Consider the following 18,321-nt stretch of genomic DNA (forward strand, 5'->3'; position numbering starts at 1 on the left):
GAGTCGTCAGGCGGATCGCCATGAACAGCGCACCGATCAGCAGCATCAGCAGATAGATTTTCATGGTGTTCTCCGCTGGCCCATTGCAGCCTCTCAACGGGATTTCTGCAAAACACGTTCCGGGCCCTTCCAATGACAGTCGCGTGATAAGAAATAGTTAATCAGAGGTAACGGCATGGCCGAACAATTGAACGATCGTGAGAGTTCCGGCCTGGCCGACAAGCTCATGCAATATCTGCCGGCGCGCTTCCGTCCCGGCGCGGCCGTGGTGCCGGTGGTGCGGCTGTCCGGTGTGATCGGCGCAGTGACGCCGCTTCGCCCGGGCATGACGCTCGCGACTGTTTCGCGGGTGCTGGAGCGGGCGTTTTCGACGCGTAACGCCAAGGCGGTGGCGCTGGTGATCAATTCGCCCGGCGGTTCGCCGGTGCAGTCGCGCCAGATCTACCTGCGCATAAAGCAGCTCGCGGCGGAGAAGAAGCTGCCGGTGCTGGTGTTCGTCGAGGACGTCGCGGCCTCCGGCGGCTACATGATCGCCTGCGCCGGCGACGAGATCATCTGCGATCCGTCCTCGATTCTCGGCTCGATCGGCGTGGTCGGCGGCAGCTTTGGTTTCCAGGAGGCGATCAAGCGGCTCGGCATCGAGCGGCGCCTCTACACCGCCGGCGCGCACAAGGCGATGCTCGACCCGTTTCTTCCTGAAAACCCCGACGACGTCGCCAAGCTGAAGGCGCTCCAGCGCGAGATCCATCAGATCTTCATCGCGCTGGTGAAAGAGAGCCGCGGCGCGCGCTTGAAGGGCGCCGACGATACCCTGTTCACGGGCGAATACTGGGCCGGCGAGAGTTCGATCGCGCTCGGGCTTGCCGACAGCATCGGCGATCTCCGCTCAACTCTTCGTGCCCGCTTTGGCGAGAAGGTTCTCACCCCCGTGATTGCCCAGCCGACCGGTCTGCTCTCCGGCCTTTTGGGTCGGAAATCGCCCGGCGCGGGGCAGCTTTCGGCCATGGAATCAATGGCCAGCCTGCCGGACGACCTGATCTCGGCGGTCGAGACGCGGGCGATCTGGGCGAAATTCGGGTTCTAGGCGGAGCCGCGCCGCGCCATTTGGCCCCAAGGAGACTTGAAGCCGTGCCAATTGCGGCCCGGCCCGGTCTGCGCAAGAATGCACGTGGGGGCTGAGCACTGAACAAGGAACGACCGATGCCGCCGTTCGTCGCATTCGCGGGCGTCCTGGGCGGTCTTGCCGTGGTCCGCTGGGCCTACAAGACCGCTGTCCGGATCAACCAGGAGCTGGAGGAGATGCGCCTCTCACGCGTCGCCGAGGCCGCCCATAGGGGGGCCGTCCAGACGCTGAAACAGGATCCCGTGACCGGAGCCTATCGGCCGGGTTAGCTCTCTCCACGCGGGCGGCGCGCTCCCTCTCCCGCTTGCGGGGGAGGGCCGGGGAGGGGGTATCTCCGCGGGCGAGAGCGCCCAAGAGGATAGAGCCCTCACCCGCGCCTTCGGCGCGACCTCTCCCGCAAGCGGGAGAGGTAAGAACCGCCCCTCTGCCTTGATTCCCACCCCTGCCGTCGATACGGTCCCGCGCGATTCAACCCCCCGCGAGAGCCCGATCTGACGATGGACGCCTCCTTGCCCGCCCATATGCGCCCGGAACGCTCGTTCCAGGGCTTCATCCTCGCACTCCAGCGGTTCTGGGCCGAGCAGGGCTGCGTGATCCTGCAGCCCTACGACATGGAAATGGGTGCGGGCACCTTCCATCCGGCGACCACGCTGCGCGCGCTCGGGCCAAAGCCCTGGAATGCGGCCTATGTGCAGCCCTCGCGGCGGCCCAAGGACGGCCGCTACGGCGAGAATCCGAACCGGCTGCAGCACTACTACCAGTTCCAGGTGATCATGAAGCCGTCGCCGCCGAACCTTCAGGAGCTGTACCTGAAGTCGCTCGCCGCGATCGGCATCGATTCCGCCGTGCACGACATCCGCTTCGTCGAGGACGATTGGGAGAGCCCGACGCTGGGTGCCTGGGGCCTCGGCTGGGAGTGCTGGTGCGACGGCATGGAAGTGAGCCAGTTCACCTATTTCCAGCAGGTCGCGGGTGTCGAATGCGCGCCGGTCGCGGGCGAGCTCACCTACGGGCTCGAGCGGCTCGCGATGTACGTGCAAGGCGTCGATCGCGTCTATGACCTCAACTTCAACGGCCGCGACGGCGACGCCAAGGTCACCTATGGCGACGTCTTCCTGCAGGCCGAGCGGGAATATTCGAAGCACAATTTTGAGATCGCCGACACCGCGATGCTGTTCGAGCAGTTCAAGATGGCGGAAGCCGCCTGCCGGAAATACCTCGATGCGGGTTGGAAGGACAGCAAGCGCGAGGCGCATCTGATGTCGCTGCCGGCCTATGACCAATGCATCAAGGCGAGCCACGTGTTCAACCTGCTCGACGCGCGCGGCGTGATCTCGGTGACGGAGCGGCAGAGCTACATTCTTCGCGTGCGCGAACTGGCAAAGGCTTGCGGCGAGGCCTGGATACATACTGAAGCGGGCGGAGCGGCCTGATGCCCGATCTTTTGCTTGAACTGTTCTCCGAAGAAATCCCCGCGCGCATGCAGGCCAAGGCGGCGGAGGATTTGCGCCGCATGGTCACCGACAAGCTCGTCGCCGAAGGTCTCGTCTACGAAGGCGCGAAGGCGTTCGCGACGCCGCGCCGCCTCGCGCTGACCGTGCACGGCATCCCTGCGCGCCAGCCTGACCTGAAGACCGAACGCCGCGGACCGAAGATCGGCGCGGCCGATGCGGCCGTGCAGGGGTTTCTGAAAGCGACGGGTTTGACGTCGCTGGATGAGGCCAAGATCCAGCGCGACCTGAAGGGCGACTTCTACATCGCGCTGATCGAAAAGCCCGGCCGCGATGCGATCGACGTGCTCGCGGAAATCCTTCCCGTCATCATCCGCACTTTCCCCTGGCCGAAATCGATGCGCTGGGGCGCGCGCTCCGGCAAGCCGGGCTCGCTGAGCTGGGTGCGCCCGCTTCATGCGATCACCGCGACGTTCGGACCGGAGACGGAAGAGCCCGATGTCGTCAAATTCTCGGTGGACGGCATCGAGGCCGGCCAGACCACCTACGGCCATCGCTTCATGGCACCTAGTGCGATTTCCGTGCGCCGCTTCGAGGACTACGAAGCGAAGCTGAAGGCGGCAAAAGTCATCCTCGATCCGCAGGCGCGCAAGGACATCATCTTCGCCGATGCCAAGGAGCTGACCTTCGCGCAAGGCTTCGAGCTCGTCGAGGATCAGGTGCTGCTCGACGAGGTCTCGGGCCTCGTCGAATGGCCCGTCGTCATGATGGGATCGTTCGAAGCGGAATATCTCGCGATCCCGGACGAGGTGATCCGCGCCACCATCCGCAACAACCAGAAATGCTTCGTCGTCAAAGATCCCAAGACGGGCAAGCTGACCAACAAGTTCGTGCTCACCGCCAACATCGAGGCGCCCGACGGCGGCAAGACCATCGTCGCCGGCAACGAGCGCGTGATCCGTCCGCGTTTGTCGGATGCAAAATTCTTCTATGAGACGGACCTGAAGACCAAGCTAGAAGACCGGCTGCCGAAGTTCGAGCAGATCGTGTTTCACGAGAAGCTCGGCACACAGGCTGAACGCATCAAGCGCATCGAGCGTCTCGCCGCCGAGATCGCGCCGCTGGTCGGCGCCGATGTCGCAAAGGCCACGCGGGCCGCGCATCTGGCGAAGGCGGATTTGTTGACCGAAGTCGTCGGCGAATTCCCCGAGGTGCAGGGCCTGATGGGCAAGTACTACGCGCTGGCCCAGGGCGAGGACGCCTCCGTAGCGGCGGCTTGCGAGGAGCATTACAAGCCGCAGGGGCCTGCTGATCGCGTGCCGACCGATCCGGTTAGCGTCGCGGTGGCGCTCGCGGATAAGCTCGACACACTTATCGGCTTCTGGGCGATCGACGAAAAGCCGACGGGCAGCAAGGACCCGTATGCGCTGCGTCGTGCGGCGTTGGGTGTGATCAGGCTGATCACCGAGAACGGACTACGTCTGTCGCTCATGAAGATGGCGGCATCCGCACTCGCCGGCTTGTCCTTGAAGCCTGCCGATGCGCAGAAGCTTCCGAGCGACCTGCTTGCTTTCTTCGCCGACCGTCTGAAAGTCCAGCTCCGCGAACAGGGTGCGCGCCACGATCTCGTCGACGCCGTGTTCGCGCTCGGTGGCCAGGACGATCTCTTGATGATCGTTCGCCGCGTCGAGGCGCTCGGCAAGTTTCTCGAGACCGACGACGGCAAGAATTTGCTCGCCGGGATCAAGCGCGCCAGCAATATCCTCGGCATCGAGGAGAAGAAGGACAAGCGCAGCTTCGACGGCGCGCCCGATGCAGCGCTCTACGGCCTCGGCGAGGAGAAGGCGCTGGCTAAGGCGATCGGCGAGGTGAAGGCGGAGGCAAGCGCTGCTGTCGTGAAGGAAGACTTCGCTGCCGCGATGAGTGCGATGGCAAAACTGCGCCCGCCGGTCGATGCGTTCTTCGAGAAAGTTCGCGTCAACGACGAGGATGCGAAGGTGCGTGAGAACCGCCTGAAGCTGCTGGGCGAGATCCGCAGCGCCACGCGTGCGGTGGCGGATTTCTCGAAGATCCAGGATTGAGCGCGGTCTCGCGGCCACCAACACTGTCATTCCGTGGCGCGCCACTTGGCGCGGCCCGGAATCCATTTCTCCCCATCACGCACCGCATGATGGAGTCTTAGCTCGTGCTTCGCGGGCCTCGAACAACGAAAGCACAAAAAGCCCCGCCCGGCGGGGGGAGGACCGGGCGGGGCCTGATGTCCGACTCTACTGCTCGCGTCAGCCTGATTGATGTGACGCGCCGGACACCTAGTCGATTCCTGAAGACGCTAGTCCATCACCTCGACGATGCGCCGTGAGCGCGGCTCGACCAGCACGGTCTCGCCGTTCACGACGGTATAGCGATAGGTGGTGGCGCCGAAACGTTGCGGCACGTCATAATAGGTGACGCCGCTTTCAGGTAAGGTGGCACCGACCACCACGCGATCCGGGATGCGGAAGGCCGGCACACGTTGCTCGACGACATAGTCGCGGAAAGCCGGCCGCTGCTCGACCGCGATGGTCGGGCCGCTGTCGACGACGACGGGCGCGCGTCCCACGGTGACGCTGGTTTGCGCCTGCGCCGCAAGGGGCCAGCCGATCGCGGCCGCGAGCGCTGCAAGAGCAAGAATCCTGTTCCGCATGGGCAACTCCTTCGAGAAGGTTTTCGGAAGCGCCAATGGCGCGACCGGTTGCCAATGCACGCGTCTTCGCGATGTTCCGGAAAACGCCCGCCGCATTCGCGGCATTTTCGGGCAGTTTTCGCGAAGCCGGGAACTCGTGCGGGCCTAGTGCGTCTCTACCCGCGGAACCCAGTCCGCTATGATCCCGCCGCGATTCGCCCCCACCGCACGGAAAGAAAGTTCATGCACATCACCGTCGCCCACATCTCGCCGATCCTGTCGCTGCTTGCGGGTGTGCTCATCCTGATCATGCCGCGCCTCCTGAATCTTATCGTCGCGATTTTTCTCATCATAAATGGTGCGATCGGGCTCGGATTGTTGAAGTGGCTCCATCTCTAGGCCTTCATTCTACGGAACTCTTCGACTTGCGCGGACCTGCCCAAAGTGGTGTAAGGCCCGCAATTACCCATTCCTCTCGCAGGTTGTGTGCAAGCTATGGCCAAAGTCGCCTCGAAAACTTCAGCGAAAATGCCAGCGAAATCAAAGTCCTCCGCCAAGACGAAAGCCGCGCCGGCGGCGCGCAAGGCACTTGCCAAGCGCGCCCCGAAGCCGGTTGCCAAGGCTGCCGCCAAGCCGGCTGTGAAGCCTGCCGCCAAGGCCGTTTCAAAGGCTGTTGCGAAGGCGCCAAAGAAGCCGGTTGCGCCGAAGGTCGCCGCGAAGCCGGCACCGAGCAAGGCTGCCCTAACCAAGGCTGCGCCTGTTGCGGCCAAGGCCGGCAAGTGGGTGTTCACCTTTGGGGACGGCAAGGCCGAAGGCAAAGCGGAGATGCGCGACCTGCTCGGCGGCAAGGGCGCCAACCTCGCCGAGATGGCCAATCTCGGCCTGCCGGTCCCTCCGGGCTTCACCATCCCGACCTCGGTCTGCACCTATTTCTACGCGCACGACAAATCCTACCCCAAGGAACTGCGGTCTCAGGTTGAGAAGGCGCTCGATCATATCGGCAAGTTGACCGGCAAGATCTTCGGCGATTCCAAGAACCCGCTGCTCGTCTCCGTGCGCTCCGGCGGCCGCGCCTCGATGCCGGGCATGATGGACACGGTGCTCAATCTTGGCCTCAACGACGAGACCGTGGAAGCGCTGTCGGAACTCTCGGGCGATCGCCGCTTCGCTTATGACAGCTATCGCCGCTTCATCACCATGTATTCGGACGTGGTGCTCGGCTTCGAGCATCATCATTTCGAGGAAATCCTCGACACCTTCAAGGACAGCCAGGGCTACACGCTCGACACCGATCTCACCGCCGACGACTGGGTCGATCTGGTCGGCAAGTACAAGGACGCCGTCGCGCGCGAAACCGGCAAGGATTTTCCGCAGGATCCGCACGACCAGCTCTGGGGCGCGATTGGCGCGGTGTTTTCATCCTGGATGAACGCGCGCGCGGTGACCTACCGCAGGCTGCATGATATTCCGGAATCCTGGGGCACGGCGGTCAACGTGCAAGCCATGGTGTTCGGCAACATGGGCGAGACCTCGGCGACCGGCGTTGCCTTCACGCGCAATCCCTCGACCGGCGAGAGCAAGCTCTACGGCGAGTTCCTGATCAACGCGCAAGGCGAGGACGTGGTGGCGGGCATTCGCACGCCGCAGGACATCACCGAGGAAGCGCGCAATGACTCGGGCTCCGACAAGGCGTCGATGGAATCGGCGATGCCGGAGGCCTTTAAGGAGCTGACGCGGATCTACACGCTGCTCGAGAAGCACTACCGCGACATGCAGGACATGGAGTTCACGGTCGAGCAGGGCAAGCTCTGGATGCTGCAGACCCGCGGCGGCAAGCGTACGGCCAAGGCGGCGCTGCGCATCGCGGTCGAGCTCGCCAATGAAGGCCTGATCACCAAGAAGGAAGCGGTGACGCGGATCGACCCCGCCTCGCTCGACCAGCTGCTGCATCCGACCATCGACCCCAACGCCAAGCGCGACGTGATCGCGACCGGCCTGCCGGCCTCGCCGGGTGCGGCCTCCGGCGAGATCGTGTTCTCCTCGGACGAAGCGGCCAAGCTTCAGGCCGACGGCCGCAAGGTGATCCTGGTCCGGATCGAGACCAGCCCCGAAGACATCCACGGCATGCACGCTGCCGAAGGCATCTTGACCACCCGCGGCGGCATGACCTCGCACGCTGCAGTGGTCGCGCGCGGCATGGGCAAGCCCTGCGTCTCCGGCTGCGGCACCATCCGCGTCGATTACGGCCGCGGCACCATGAGCATCGGCTCGCGCACCTTCAAGACCGGCGACGTCATCACCATCGACGGCTCGCTCGGCCAGGTGCTTGCCGGCCGCATGCCGATGATCGAGCCCGAGCTGTCCGGCGAGTTCGGCACGCTGATGAAATGGGCCGACCAGGTCCGCAAGATCGGCGTGCGCGTCAACGCGGACACGCCGGAGGACGCGCACACCGCGATCAAGTTCGGCGCGGAAGGCATCGGCCTCTGCCGTACCGAGCACATGTTCTTCGAGGAGACGCGCATCCGCACGGTGCGCGAGATGATCCTCTCCGAGGACGAGCAGTCGCGACGCGCTGCGCTGGCAAAGCTGCTGCCGATGCAGCGCGCCGACTTCGTCGAGCTGTTCGAGATCATGAAGGGCCTGCCCGTCACGATCCGCTTGCTTGATCCGCCGCTGCACGAGTTCCTGCCGCACACCCATGCCGAGGTCGAGGAAGTGGCGCGCGCCATGAACACCGACCCGCGGCGCCTGGCCGACCGCGCGCGCGAGCTGTCGGAGTTCAATCCGATGCTCGGCTTCCGCGGCTGCCGTATCGCGATCGCCTATCCCGAGATCGCCGAAATGCAGGCGCGTGCGATCTTCGAAGCAGCGGTCGAGGCCGAGAAGCGCACCGGCAAGGCCGTCGGCCTCGAGGTGATGGTGCCGCTGATCGCCACCAAGATGGAGCTCGACCTTGTCAAGGCGCGAATCGATGCCACCGCGAAGGCGGTGATGCGCGACACCAACACCAAGCTGACCTATCAAGTCGGCACCATGATCGAGCTGCCGCGCGCCTGCCTGCTCGCGGCCGAGATCGCGGAGAGCGCCGAGTTCTTCTCATTCGGTACCAACGACCTCACGCAGACGACGTATGGCATCAGCCGTGACGATGCCGCGAGCTTCCTGGGGACTTACGTGTCCAAGGGCATCCTGCCGATCGATCCCTTCGTCGCGCTCGACCAGGAAGGCGTCGGCGAGCTCGTCAAGATCGGCGTCGCACGCGGTCGTAAGACGCGCGCCTCGCTCAAGGTCGGCATCTGCGGCGAGCACGGCGGCGATCCCGCCTCCGTCGCCTTCTGCCATGCGATCGGCCTCGACTACGTCTCCTGCTCGCCCTACCGCGTCCCGATCGCCCGCCTCGCCGCCGCGCAAGCCGCGCTCGGCAAGGCGGTCGCGAGCCAGGCATAAGCCGATTTGAAATGCTGAATGCGGAGAGGCGGGGCCAAACCCCGCCTCTTTCTTTTTGAGGCTCGACTGCTTCCGCACCGTCATTGCATCACCACACACTCGCTGTCATCGCCCGGCTTGACCGGGCGATCCAGTACGCCGAGACGTGAGTGCTAGAACGTAGAAGCCGCGGCATACTGGATGCCCCGATCAAGTCGGGGCATGACAGCGGATGATGTTGCAACACCGGGAACCCATCGCACGTCCCGCAATGACACGTGCGCGCAACAGTTCCTTCACCATTCGCGTTGACCAATTGTTTACCCCGTCGCGTGAGGGCGCATTTACCAACGCGCATCATCACCCCGTGAAAACACCTGCGATTGCTTGCGTGTGCCGCATGCGCAACGCCGATTAACGCCCCGGCAACCTAAATTAGATACTCACGATAAAGATCGAATTGCACGGATGTACTGCGGCTCGATTTTTCTAGCGTAAGCGTAGCGTGAGCGTATCGATGTTTTTGTTGCGTACCCATCCGAAGGGCGCGCGGTTCGCGTCCTTCGGCATCGGTCTCTGCATCTTCGCATTGATGCCGAGAGAGACCGGCTATCAGGACATTGCCTCGCTGCTGGCGCGCCAACCCGGCGTCGCGGAGCGTTGGCAGAAGCAGGTGTTCTCTGCTGCGTCCTCCATACAGCTCGCCACCTACAGTTTTTCCCGGCCGATCGGCACTTCGGCGCCGCAGAGCGCTATGGTTCGCCTCGCGAGCCTCGACGGCCGCGATGTCACCGGCGCGATCAGCCGCAATCCGGCGCTTCAGGCGCCGCCGCGCTACCAGGCCGCCGATTTTCCCAAGGTCGATCGCTCCATGAAGGGTGACCGCCTCGCAACCGTCACACCGACGCAGGCTCCCGAAGCGGGCGCGCCGACGGCAGCGCCGACGCAGGAAGATCCCGCGACGTCGAACAGCTCGGTGTTCGGCGCCAAGACCGTCGCGCTGCCACAGGCGATGTCGCCGGAGTCCGCGGCCGCGCTGGATCCTGAACTCGCGGAAGCGCTGCGCGCGCCGCCGCTGCCGCAATACACCAATGCGCCACAAGCCAGTGACGTTGCGCGCTCGATCGCGCTCCAGCCGCTTGAAGCGCTGAAGCAGGCCACCATTCCGGCTGCGCCGCCGCGCGATCCATTCCGCGTCAAGACGTCGAACCTGTTCTTCGGCAGCTCCTCGCTCGGCGGCAACGTCGAGAGCATCGAGAGCTGGCAACCCGGTGCAGAGCCGCTGATCGTGATGCCCGACCCCGACATGAAGGTGACGGCCTCGCTGTCGCCGCCGTCGCAGGATATTGCGAAGGATATCGAGAGCGGCGAGAGTGTCGCGCCGAAGGGAGAGGTCAACGTCGACAACCAACGCGCCAGATCGCCGGCGGAACGGCTCGCGCTCGACGACAAGTCGCGCGCGAAGTCCGAAAAATGCCTCGCGGAGGCCGTCTATTTCGAGTCCCGCGGCGAGGCCGTGCGCGGTCAGATGGCGGTTGCGCAGGTGGTGATGAACCGCGTGTTCTCCGGCAAATATCCGGACACCGTGTGCGGCGCGGTCTATCAGAACAAACACCGCCATCTCGCCTGCCAGTTCACCTTCGCCTGCGACAACAATGCCGACGTGATCCGCGAGCCCGAGATGTGGGAGCGTGCGAAAAGGATTTCGAAAGCCATGCTCGACGGCCAGATCTGGCTGCCCGAGGTCGGCAAGTCCACGCACTACCACGCCTACTGGGTTCGCCCGTCCTGGGTCGCCGAGATGAAGAAGATGTACAAGACCGGTGTCCACACCTTCTATCGCCCGCGCGCCTGGGGCGACGGCAGCGAAGAACCGAGCTGGGGGACCCCCGCGCAGACCGCCGCGCTCTCGGCCGAGCTCACCCAGGAAGCCAAGAGCTCCGCCGAGATGGGCGCGACCGAGCGGCGGTAGACGTTCTTCACCTCGCCCCGCTTGCGGGGAGAGGTCAGATTACATCGAAGATGCAATCTGGGTGAGGGGGACTCTCCACGAGTCCAACTCTCACCTTCCCTGTGGAGGCTCCCCCTCAACCCAACCCTCTCCCCGCAAGCGGGGCGAGGGAGAAGACTGGCCTCACGCATCGATATCCAGCGCGCAGTCGAGATTCGGCGCCGAATGCGTCAACGCGCCGGCTGAAGCGTAGTCGATGCCGGTCGCCGCGATGGCGGCGATCGAGTCCAGGGTGACACCGCCGGATGCCTCCAGTTCGAGGCGTCCCTCGTTGATCCCAACGGCTTCGCGCAGCGTCGCAATGTCCATGTTGTCGAGCAGCACGGCGTCGGCAAGGCCGGTGTCGAGCACCTCGCGCAACTGCGCCAGCGTGTCGACCTCAATCTCGATCTTGACGAGATGGCCGGCATGGGCGCGGGCGCGCTCCAGCACGGGGCGGATGCCGCCGGCGACCGCGATGTGGTTGTCCTTGATCAGGATCGCGTCGTCGAGCCCAAAGCGGTGATTGAAGCCGCCGCCGCAGCGTACCGCGTATTTCTCCAATGCGCGCAGCCCAGGCGTGGTCTTTCGCGTGCAGCAGATCCGCATCCGGGTGCCCTCGGTGCGCGCAACATAGTCCGCTGTGAGCGTCGCAACGCCCGACAGGCGGCCGACGAAGTTCAGCGCGGTCCGCTCCGCCGTGAGGATGGCGCGGGCCGACCCCGAGATCGTCAGCACCTGCTGTCCGCGGGCGACACGCACGGCGTCGCGAACATGTGCGCGTATCTCGATCTCGGGCGAGAGTTTTTGCAACGTGGCGAGCGCCAGCGGCAAGCCGGCGATCACGCCGGATTGCCGTGCGACCAGGATCGCTTGCGCCTTCGTTGCCTCGGGGATCGTCGCGAGCGAGGTGATGTCGCCGGCGCGGCCGAGATCCTCATCAAGCGCGCGGTGCACGGCCTCGTCGAGCGCGAGCGGGGAGAGGAAGGCGTCGGGATAGAGCAGAGAAGTCGGGATGATCATGGCAAACTCCGTCAGGCGATCATGGGTTGCGCGGTGCGCGGTGTCGGGCGTTCGGTCAGGCCATCTGCGATCTCGCGCACTGCTGCGAGAGTCGTCATCGTGCGCTGCGCGAGTGCGGGAACGTCCGCGGAATGGTCGGAGCGGAAATGCGCGCCGCGGCTTTCGCACCGGTTCCAGGCCGACGCCGCCACGAGCAGGGCTGCCGTGGCCATGTTGCGCACCGCAATGCTCGTGGCCTCGCGTTCGAGCGCGGCGAAGCTGCGAACGGCTTCCGCGAGCCCGTCACGATCGCGGATCACGCCGACATGCGCGCTCATCAGCGTCCGCAGCCGCTTCACGGCCGCAGCATCCGGCGCGCCGCTCTGCGGCGTCGCTAACTCCGCCAGTCGTGTGGGCGAGCGAATGGTGCGGCCAGCGATGTCGTCGGCGATACGCGCGGCGTAGACTACGGCCTCCAGCAGCGAATTCGACGCAAGCCGGCTCGCACCGTGCGCGCCGGTGGACGACACTTCGCCGCCGGCCCAGAGCCCTTCGATCGAGCTGCGTCCGCGATGGTCGACCGCGATGCCGCCCATGTGATAGTGCGCCGCCGGTGCGATCGGGATGGCCTGCGTGGCGGGATCGATGCCGGCGGCGATGCAGCTTGCATGAACGGTCGGGAATTTGGCGGCGAAGCGCGCGCCCAGCGCTTGCCGGGCATCGAGGAAGGCGCCGCGCCCGGCTGAGATCTCCGCGAACACGCCGCGGGCCACGATGTCGCGCGGTGCAAGCTCGGCGAGCGGATGACGCGCCGCCATGAAACGCTCGCCACGGCCGTTGATTAGCGTCGCGCCTTCGCCGCGCAGCGCTTCCGTGGCGAGCGGCGCGGGATCGCGGCCGACCATGATGGCGGTCGGGTGAAACTGCACGAACTCGGAATCCGCGATGACCGCGCCTGCGCGTGCAGCAGTCGCAAGGCCGGATCCGCTGGCCTCGCGCGGATTGGTGGTGACAGCATAGAGATGGCCGATGCCACCCGTGGCCAGCACCACCGTCCGCGCGGCGAGCAGGACCGGCCGTGCGGCGAAATTGTCGGGTTCGCGCAACTGAAGGCCGGTGACGGCGCCGTCCTCGGTCAACAGCGCCTCGGCGACGAAACCTTCGATCAGTCGGATCGACCGCGTGCGCCGCACGGCATCGCTCAGCGCCGCGATGATGGCGGCGCCCGCGCCATCGCCACGCACATGCACGATGCGGCGCGCCGAATGTGCGGCTTCGCGCCCGACTGCGAGCCTGCCTTCGAGATCGCGGTCGAACGGCACGCCATAGGCGAGAAGATCGTGAATCCGCGGTGCGGCCTCGCGCGCGATCCCGAGTGCGACAGCTTCGTCGACGATGCCGCCGCCAACTGCAACCGTGTCCGCGGCGTGCGCTTCCGGCGTATCGCCTTCAGCCATTGCTGCGGCGATACCGCCTTGCGCCCATGCGGACGACGCGCCCTGTCCGAGCGGCGCGGCCGAGATCAATGTCACAGGCCGCGGCGCGAGCTTGAGCGCGCAGAACAATCCGGCAAGGCCGCCGCCGACGATGACGACGTCGTCGGAGCGGGTGAGCGTGTTGATGTTGTTTGTCATGGCTTTATCTCAATTCTTTATATTGATCATCCGCTCGACCGAGCGCCTTGCGCGGTCCGCGAGCGTGGGATCGATCGTCACTTCCTCGCGAAGCGTCAGCAGGCTCTCCAGAATGTTAGCGAGCGTGATGCGCTTCATGTGCGGGCAGATGTTGCAGGGGCGCAGCATCTCCACATCGGGCAGCTCGGCGCGGACATTGTCGGCCATCGAGCATTCCGTGATCATCACCAGCCGTCGCGGTCTTCGCTCGCGCACCCATTTGATCATGTGCGCGGTCGAGCCCGTGAAGTCGGCCTCGGCCAGCACGTCCGGTGGGCATTCGGGATGGGCGATGATCTGCACGGAGGGATCGGCCTCGCGGTAGCTGCGCAGCTCGGCGCCGGTAAAACGCTCGTGCACCTCGCAGGCGCCCTTCCAGGCGATGATCTTCACGTCGGTCTTCGAGGCCACGTAAGTGGCGAGATAGCGGTCGGGCAGGAAGATCACGCTGGGCGCGCCGAGGCTCTCGACCACCTGCACCGCGTTCGACGAGGTGCAGCAGATATCGACCTCGGCCTTCACCTCCGCGGAGGTGTTGACATAGGCAACGACGGGCACGCCGGGAAATTTGTCGCGGAGCAGGCGGACGTCGGCTCCGGTGATGCTGGCGGCGAGCGAGCAGCCGGCGCGCGTATCAGGAATCAGCACCGTCTTGTCCGGATTGAGCAGTTTCGACGTCTCCGCCATGAAGTGCACGCCGCACTGGACGATGATGCCGGCCTTCACCCTGGTGGCTTCGAACGCGAGCTGGAGCGAATCACCGCCGATGTCGGCGACGCAGTGAAAGATCTCCGGCGCCTGGTAATTGTGCGCGAGGATCACCGCACCCCGGGCCTGCTTCAGCTCGTTGATCGCCTTGATCGTCGGGGCCATCAGCGGCCATTCGGTCGGCGGGATGACGTGTTTCACGCGCTCGTAAAGCGGCGCGGTGGCTCGCTCGACCTCCGGCGTCCAATCCAGCGAAGGCATCGGCAGCGAAGGTCCGGTTCGCGCCTGCTCGGTCCGGGCCGGGGTGATGATCTCGCCCAGGGGCCGGTTGGCAAAGTCGTCGGGGCCGTAAATTCCAGCTAGCGGCATCGAAGCCTCCTGTGCACGTTATTATACTCAATCTGAGCATATATTGAGCCTGAGAAATCCGGCCGACAGGCCGGGCATCATTTGATATGCTCCATATGAGCAAATAGAAATTAACACGTCATGTTGGGAGCCGCTAGATCTCGCCGCACACATTTCCGTCAAGTCGGGCCCCTCGGCGTGTCAGCTGAGGCCGCTAGGAAATGCAATGCTCCCGCGTCAGCTCTTCGCGGAACGCAATCGTTTTTGGCTTGGGGTTTTCATGCAGATGCATTAAACGAGCTGGCTCGCGGCTGCTATTTGCGAATCCGCGACGCCGCACGAGGAAAAGCATGTCGACACAGATGGGCGAGCTCGGTTCGGTCTCCCGTTCCTCTTCCTGGCGCACGCCGGCGATCATCATTCTCTGCGGTTGCGCGATCGGGATGCTCGGCTTCGGCCCCCGCTCGGCGCTGGGCTTCTTCGTACAGCCGATGAGCCATGAATATGCCTGGGGCCGCGACGTGTTCGGCCTCGCGATCGCGTTTCAGAATTTGCTGTGGGGACTGGGCCAGCCCGTCGCCGGCGCGGTCGCCGATCGCTTCGGCCTGTTCCGGGTGATGTGCGTCGGCGCTCTGCTCTATGCCGGCGGCTTGCTCTTGATGCGCTATTCCTCGACGCCGCTGTCGCTCAACATCGGCGCTGGTGTCATGGTCGGCTTCGGTCTCGCCGGCTGCTCGTTCAATCTGGTGCTCTCGGCCTTCACCAAGCTCTTGCCGGCCGAGAAGCGCGGCCTTGCGCTCGGCGCCGGTACTGCGGCGGGATCGTTCGGGCAATTCCTGTTCGCACCGATCGGTGTCGCGCTGATCGACAATTTCGGCTGGCAACAGGCGCTCACCGTGTTCGGCTTCCTGATGCTGCTGATCATCCCGCTGGCGCTGGCGCTCTCGACGCCGCCGGTCGCAAGCACCGCAAACGCGGCGCCTGCGGACCAGCAGACCTTCACCAAAGCGCTCGCGGAAGCCTTCGGCCATCGCTCCTACGTGCTGCTGGTGCTCGGCTTCTTCACCTGCGGCTTTCAGCTTGCCTTCATCACGGTGCATCTGCCGGCCTTCCTGGTCGATAGCGGCATCTCCACGCAAATCGGCGGCTGGGTGATCGCCGCGATCGGCCTGTTCAACATCATGGGATCGCTGAGCGTCGGCTATCTCCAGAACAGCCTGCCCAAGCGCTATATCCTCTCGACCATCTACTTCACCCGCGCGCTTGCGACGCTTGCCTTCATCTCGTTCCCGATCACGCCGTTCTCCGCGATTGCGTTCGGCGCGGTCTCCGGCCTGACCTGGCTGTCGACGGTGCCACCGACCTCGGCGCTGGTCGCGATCATGTTCGGCACGCGCTGGTTCGCCACCCTCTATGGCTTCGCCTTCGTCAGCCATCAGGTCGGCGGCTTTCTCGGCGTCTGGCTCGGCGGCATCGTGTTCGAGCGGTTCGGTTCCTACACGCCGATCTGGTGGCTCTCGATCCTGTTCGGCGTGCTGTCGGCGCTGATCAATCTTCCGATCGTGGAGAAACCGGTCCAGCGGGCGGTTGCGCAGCCTGCCTGATCGGCTAAACATCCCCTGAAACAAGTCAGGGAGTTTGCTGTGGCGACGTTCAAGGCGATCCGGATCGACAAGGCGGACAAAGGCACCACCGCGCAACTCACGCAGTTCGACGAAGCCGAGCTGATGGAGGGCGACGTCACCGTCCGCGTGGAATGGTCGACGTTGAACTACAAGGACGGCCTTGCGCTCACCGGCAAGGCGCCGGTGGTGCGCCGCTTCCCGATGATTGCCGGCATCGACTTCGCCGGCACCGTCGAGCAGTCCTCGCATCCGCAATGGAAGGCGGGCGATAAGGTCGTCTGCACCGGCTGGGGCATGGGCGAGACCCATCTCGGCGCCTATGCCGAGAAGGCGCGGGTGAAAGGCGACTGGCTGGTCGCTCTTCCGCAGGGCCTGTCGGCCCGCGACGCCATGGCGATCGGCACCGCCGGCTTCACCGCGATGCTGTCCGTGCTGGCGCTGGAGAAGCACGGAGTCTCGCCGAACAGCGGTCCGGTCGTGGTGACGGGCGCGGCGGGCGGCGTCGGCTCGGTTGCGACCGCCGTGCTCTCAAAGCTCGGCTATCATGTCATCGCCTCCACCGGCCGTGCGTCCGAAGCGGACTACCTGAAAGAGATCGGCGCGACCGAGGTGATCGACCGCAACGAATTGTCGGCGGCCGCCAAGCCCATCGCGAGGGAGCGCTGGGCGGGTGGCCTCGACAGCGTCGGCTCCACCACGCTCGCAAACCTCCTGTCGATGACGAAGTACGGCGGCGCGATCGCGGCGTGCGGCTTGGCCGGCGGCATGGACCTGCCGTCTTCCGTCGCACCCTTCATTTTGCGCGGGGTGTGCCTTCTCGGCATCGATTCCGTGATGTGCCCGATCGAGCCGCGGAGGGCCGCCTGGCAACGCTTGGCGTCCGATCTGGATCGGACGAAACTAGCTGAAATTACTCACGAAATTCCGCTTTCCGAAGTTCCGGAGTGGGGCGCGAAAATCCTGGCCGGCCAGGTCCGCGGTCGCACCGTGGTAAAAATTGTCTAACGGCGTTCAGACTTTACCAACCATGCTGCTTCAATGTCGCCATGGTTAGTATGGTAAGCAGCGGGTAAAGAGATAAGGCATAGCCCGCTGCGGGGTTGGTTCGGAGTTGAGCATGCTTGCGCGTATTGTGTTGGGGGCGGTCACGGCGATAGCGACGCTTGCGCCGGCCATTGCTGGAAGCATGAACGCCGATGAGGCGCGCCGCTTCGTCGCCGGGAAGGTGTTTGCTTTCACCTGCTTTGATGGCACCCGCGGCGCTGGCCGCATCATGGACGACCTCGGCGCCGCCGGCGCCGTGCAGTTCTCAGGTGCAGGTCCAGTGAAACATCTCCGCCTGCCCGGCAACACGCTTCAGATTCGCGGCCAGAACGTCTGCGCCTCGATCAAGGGCATTCCGTTCGAGCCCTGTTTCAACCTTGAAAAGACCGACGATCGCAGTTTCCGCGGCTCGGTTTCGGGGATGGGCTTCGCCTATTGCGACTTCCATCACCAGGGCGGCAACCAGATGCTGATGGCGCGCGCCGTCGCGCGGCCGCGCTCGCTGCGCACCTCTGAACACACGGGTTCAGTCGGCACGCCCAACACCGAAGTCGCCGCGCGTGTCGAGACCCCGCGCATCGAGAGTAGCCGGCTCGAGCCGGTGAAGCCGCAAGCCAAATCGGAGCCCGCCAGGGACGACGCCCCACTGGAGCTGCGCCGCTCGACCCAGTGAGTTGGGCGCTGGACAGCCCGCGCATCTTGTCGTTGAGAACTGCCATCAAACACGAAGCCGCCGCGCCGTAGTCATACGGACGGCGGCTTTCATGCGTTGGTAGCTGTTCGCGCGCCAGTTTGCGTACGGCCGGGGGCGCGGCCCGATTAAGGGTTCAACGATGTCGCTGTACTTCTTCCGTATCAGCACGGGCCGCTATTCCGGTGCTGCCGACCAGCCATATGAGTTCGAGGATCGCGCTGCGGCCTGGACCGAGATGACCGAGGTCTGTGCCAATTTGCTCGGCGGCATCTCACGCAGCCTGAAGCAGAACGCCGAATGGCGCATGGAGCTGCTCGACGAGAACAAGGAGCCGGTGTTCCGGATCAGCCTGATCGGCGAGAGCCAGAAAGCCCTTGGTCGCACTGGCTAGAAATCGGGCATCCTACCGCCGCGTGTGGTTAACCTGTTAAGCGCGCAGACCGTGCCATTTTTAAAGGGATTTTTGGCGAGTCCGGTAGTTGTCCGGGGGCGGCCGTTAACCGGATAACCACACCTGAAGCTCAGTTTTTAGGCAAGGGCGATCAACGCCGAGGGCGGCCGACAATGACTTG

At 64.7% G+C, this 18,321-nt stretch carries 15 protein-coding genes; 11 read left to right on the plus strand and 4 right to left on the minus strand.

Annotated elements, in window-relative coordinates; all coding sequences use genetic code 11:
* The first annotated feature begins 175 nt into the window (after positions 1 to 175).
* The 4 genes from BRA1417_RS0115055 (at position 176) to glyS (ending at position 4,655) form a co-directional block, all read left to right on the plus strand.
* On the plus strand, positions 176 to 1,084 hold the full coding sequence (locus BRA1417_RS0115055; protein ID WP_027516448.1) for a S49 family peptidase: 909 nt from the start codon (positions 176 to 178) through the stop codon (positions 1,082 to 1,084).
* Between the two features lie 116 nt (positions 1,085 to 1,200).
* Positions 1,201 to 1,392, plus strand: coding sequence for a hypothetical protein (locus tag BRA1417_RS0115060; RefSeq protein ID WP_007607173.1), 192 nt, complete (start codon positions 1,201 to 1,203; stop codon positions 1,390 to 1,392).
* A 228-nt stretch (positions 1,393 to 1,620) separates the two neighbouring features.
* Positions 1,621 to 2,556, plus strand: coding sequence for a glycine--tRNA ligase subunit alpha (locus BRA1417_RS0115065; protein WP_027516449.1), 936 nt, complete (start codon positions 1,621 to 1,623; stop codon positions 2,554 to 2,556).
* Entirely contained in the window at positions 2,556 to 4,655 is a 2,100-nt protein-coding gene (glyS, locus tag BRA1417_RS0115070; protein ID WP_027516450.1) for a glycine--tRNA ligase subunit beta, read from the plus strand. The genes BRA1417_RS0115065 and glyS overlap by 1 nt, the downstream gene beginning before the upstream one ends.
* Before the next feature lie 248 nt (positions 4,656 to 4,903).
* On the opposite strand, the gene BRA1417_RS0115075 is transcribed toward glyS, so the two are convergent.
* Positions 4,904 to 5,257: a DUF1236 domain-containing protein gene (locus BRA1417_RS0115075; protein ID WP_027516451.1), complete on the minus strand. Its 354-nt coding sequence runs from the start codon at positions 5,255 to 5,257 to the stop codon at positions 4,904 to 4,906.
* 222 nt (positions 5,258 to 5,479) lie between these two features.
* Between BRA1417_RS0115075 and BRA1417_RS42810 the strand changes: the two genes are divergently transcribed.
* The 3 genes from BRA1417_RS42810 to BRA1417_RS0115095 all read left to right on the plus strand — a co-directional run bounded on the left by BRA1417_RS42810 (position 5,480) and on the right by BRA1417_RS0115095 (position 10,637).
* Positions 5,480 to 5,635, plus strand: a complete 156-nt coding sequence (locus tag BRA1417_RS42810) for a DUF3096 domain-containing protein (protein ID WP_007594951.1) — start codon at positions 5,480 to 5,482, stop codon at positions 5,633 to 5,635.
* Between the two features lie 96 nt (positions 5,636 to 5,731).
* Positions 5,732 to 8,686 carry a pyruvate, phosphate dikinase gene (gene ppdK / locus BRA1417_RS0115090; protein ID WP_027516452.1) on the plus strand — a complete coding sequence of 985 codons (2,955 nt, stop codon included), beginning with the start codon at positions 5,732 to 5,734 and terminating at the stop codon, positions 8,684 to 8,686.
* 496 nt (positions 8,687 to 9,182) lie between these two features.
* Complete coding sequence (locus tag BRA1417_RS0115095; RefSeq protein ID WP_027516453.1) at positions 9,183 to 10,637, plus strand: cell wall hydrolase; 1,455 nt, start codon at positions 9,183 to 9,185, stop codon at positions 10,635 to 10,637.
* 162 nt (positions 10,638 to 10,799) lie between these two features.
* Here the strand turns inward: BRA1417_RS0115095 and nadC are convergent, their stop codons facing one another.
* From nadC to nadA, 3 genes are read right to left on the minus strand one after another with little or no spacing between them, the layout of a single operon-like run.
* The gene (gene nadC, locus BRA1417_RS0115100; protein WP_027516454.1) at positions 10,800 to 11,678 is read right to left on the minus strand and encodes a carboxylating nicotinate-nucleotide diphosphorylase; all 879 of its coding nucleotides are present in this window, start codon (positions 11,676 to 11,678) and stop codon (positions 10,800 to 10,802) included.
* Between the two features lie 11 nt (positions 11,679 to 11,689).
* Entirely contained in the window at positions 11,690 to 13,291 is a 1,602-nt protein-coding gene (locus BRA1417_RS0115105) for an L-aspartate oxidase (protein WP_027516455.1), read from the minus strand.
* Positions 13,292 to 13,300: 9 nt separating this feature from the next.
* Positions 13,301 to 14,407, minus strand: coding sequence for a quinolinate synthase NadA (gene nadA / locus BRA1417_RS0115110; RefSeq protein ID WP_027516456.1), 1,107 nt, complete (start codon positions 14,405 to 14,407; stop codon positions 13,301 to 13,303).
* 329 nt (positions 14,408 to 14,736) lie between these two features.
* Between nadA and BRA1417_RS0115115 the strand changes: the two genes are divergently transcribed.
* From BRA1417_RS0115115 to BRA1417_RS0115130, 4 genes are all read left to right on the plus strand, one after another.
* Entirely contained in the window at positions 14,737 to 15,990 is a 1,254-nt protein-coding gene (locus BRA1417_RS0115115; protein ID WP_027516457.1) for an MFS transporter, read from the plus strand.
* Between the two features lie 39 nt (positions 15,991 to 16,029).
* Entirely contained in the window at positions 16,030 to 17,016 is a 987-nt protein-coding gene (locus tag BRA1417_RS0115120; protein WP_027516458.1) for an MDR family oxidoreductase, read from the plus strand.
* Between the two features lie 112 nt (positions 17,017 to 17,128).
* Complete coding sequence (locus tag BRA1417_RS0115125) at positions 17,129 to 17,728, plus strand: hypothetical protein (protein WP_027516459.1); 600 nt, start codon at positions 17,129 to 17,131, stop codon at positions 17,726 to 17,728.
* A gap of 160 nt (positions 17,729 to 17,888) precedes the next feature.
* Positions 17,889 to 18,140: a hypothetical protein gene (locus BRA1417_RS0115130; RefSeq protein ID WP_027516460.1), complete on the plus strand. Its 252-nt coding sequence runs from the start codon at positions 17,889 to 17,891 to the stop codon at positions 18,138 to 18,140.
* Positions 18,141 to 18,321 lie beyond the last annotated feature (181 nt).

Source organism: Bradyrhizobium sp. WSM1417 (assembly GCF_000515415.1).
Taxonomy (GTDB): Bacteria; Pseudomonadota; Alphaproteobacteria; order Rhizobiales; family Xanthobacteraceae; genus Bradyrhizobium.

Coding starts and splice junctions, on each gene's coding strand:
- BRA1417_RS42810 (WP_007594951.1), top strand. CDS start 5,480: ATGCACATCACCGTCGCCCACATCTCGCCGATCCTGTCGCTGCTTGCG.
- nadC (WP_027516454.1), bottom strand. CDS start 11,678: ATGATCATCCCGACTTCTCTGCTCTATCCCGACGCCTTCCTCTCCCCG.
- BRA1417_RS0115105 (WP_027516455.1), bottom strand. CDS start 13,291: ATGACAAACAACATCAACACGCTCACCCGCTCCGACGACGTCGTCATC.
- glyS (WP_027516450.1), top strand. CDS start 2,556: ATGCCCGATCTTTTGCTTGAACTGTTCTCCGAAGAAATCCCCGCGCGC.
- BRA1417_RS0115095 (WP_027516453.1), top strand. CDS start 9,183: ATGTTTTTGTTGCGTACCCATCCGAAGGGCGCGCGGTTCGCGTCCTTC.
- BRA1417_RS0115115 (WP_027516457.1), top strand. CDS start 14,737: ATGTCGACACAGATGGGCGAGCTCGGTTCGGTCTCCCGTTCCTCTTCC.
- BRA1417_RS0115130 (WP_027516460.1), top strand. CDS start 17,889: ATGTCGCTGTACTTCTTCCGTATCAGCACGGGCCGCTATTCCGGTGCT.
- BRA1417_RS0115075 (WP_027516451.1), bottom strand. CDS start 5,257: ATGCGGAACAGGATTCTTGCTCTTGCAGCGCTCGCGGCCGCGATCGGC.
- BRA1417_RS0115065 (WP_027516449.1), top strand. CDS start 1,621: ATGGACGCCTCCTTGCCCGCCCATATGCGCCCGGAACGCTCGTTCCAG.
- BRA1417_RS0115125 (WP_027516459.1), top strand. CDS start 17,129: ATGCTTGCGCGTATTGTGTTGGGGGCGGTCACGGCGATAGCGACGCTT.
- nadA (WP_027516456.1), bottom strand. CDS start 14,407: ATGCCGCTAGCTGGAATTTACGGCCCCGACGACTTTGCCAACCGGCCC.
- ppdK (WP_027516452.1), top strand. CDS start 5,732: ATGGCCAAAGTCGCCTCGAAAACTTCAGCGAAAATGCCAGCGAAATCA.
- BRA1417_RS0115060 (WP_007607173.1), top strand. CDS start 1,201: ATGCCGCCGTTCGTCGCATTCGCGGGCGTCCTGGGCGGTCTTGCCGTG.
- BRA1417_RS0115055 (WP_027516448.1), top strand. CDS start 176: ATGGCCGAACAATTGAACGATCGTGAGAGTTCCGGCCTGGCCGACAAG.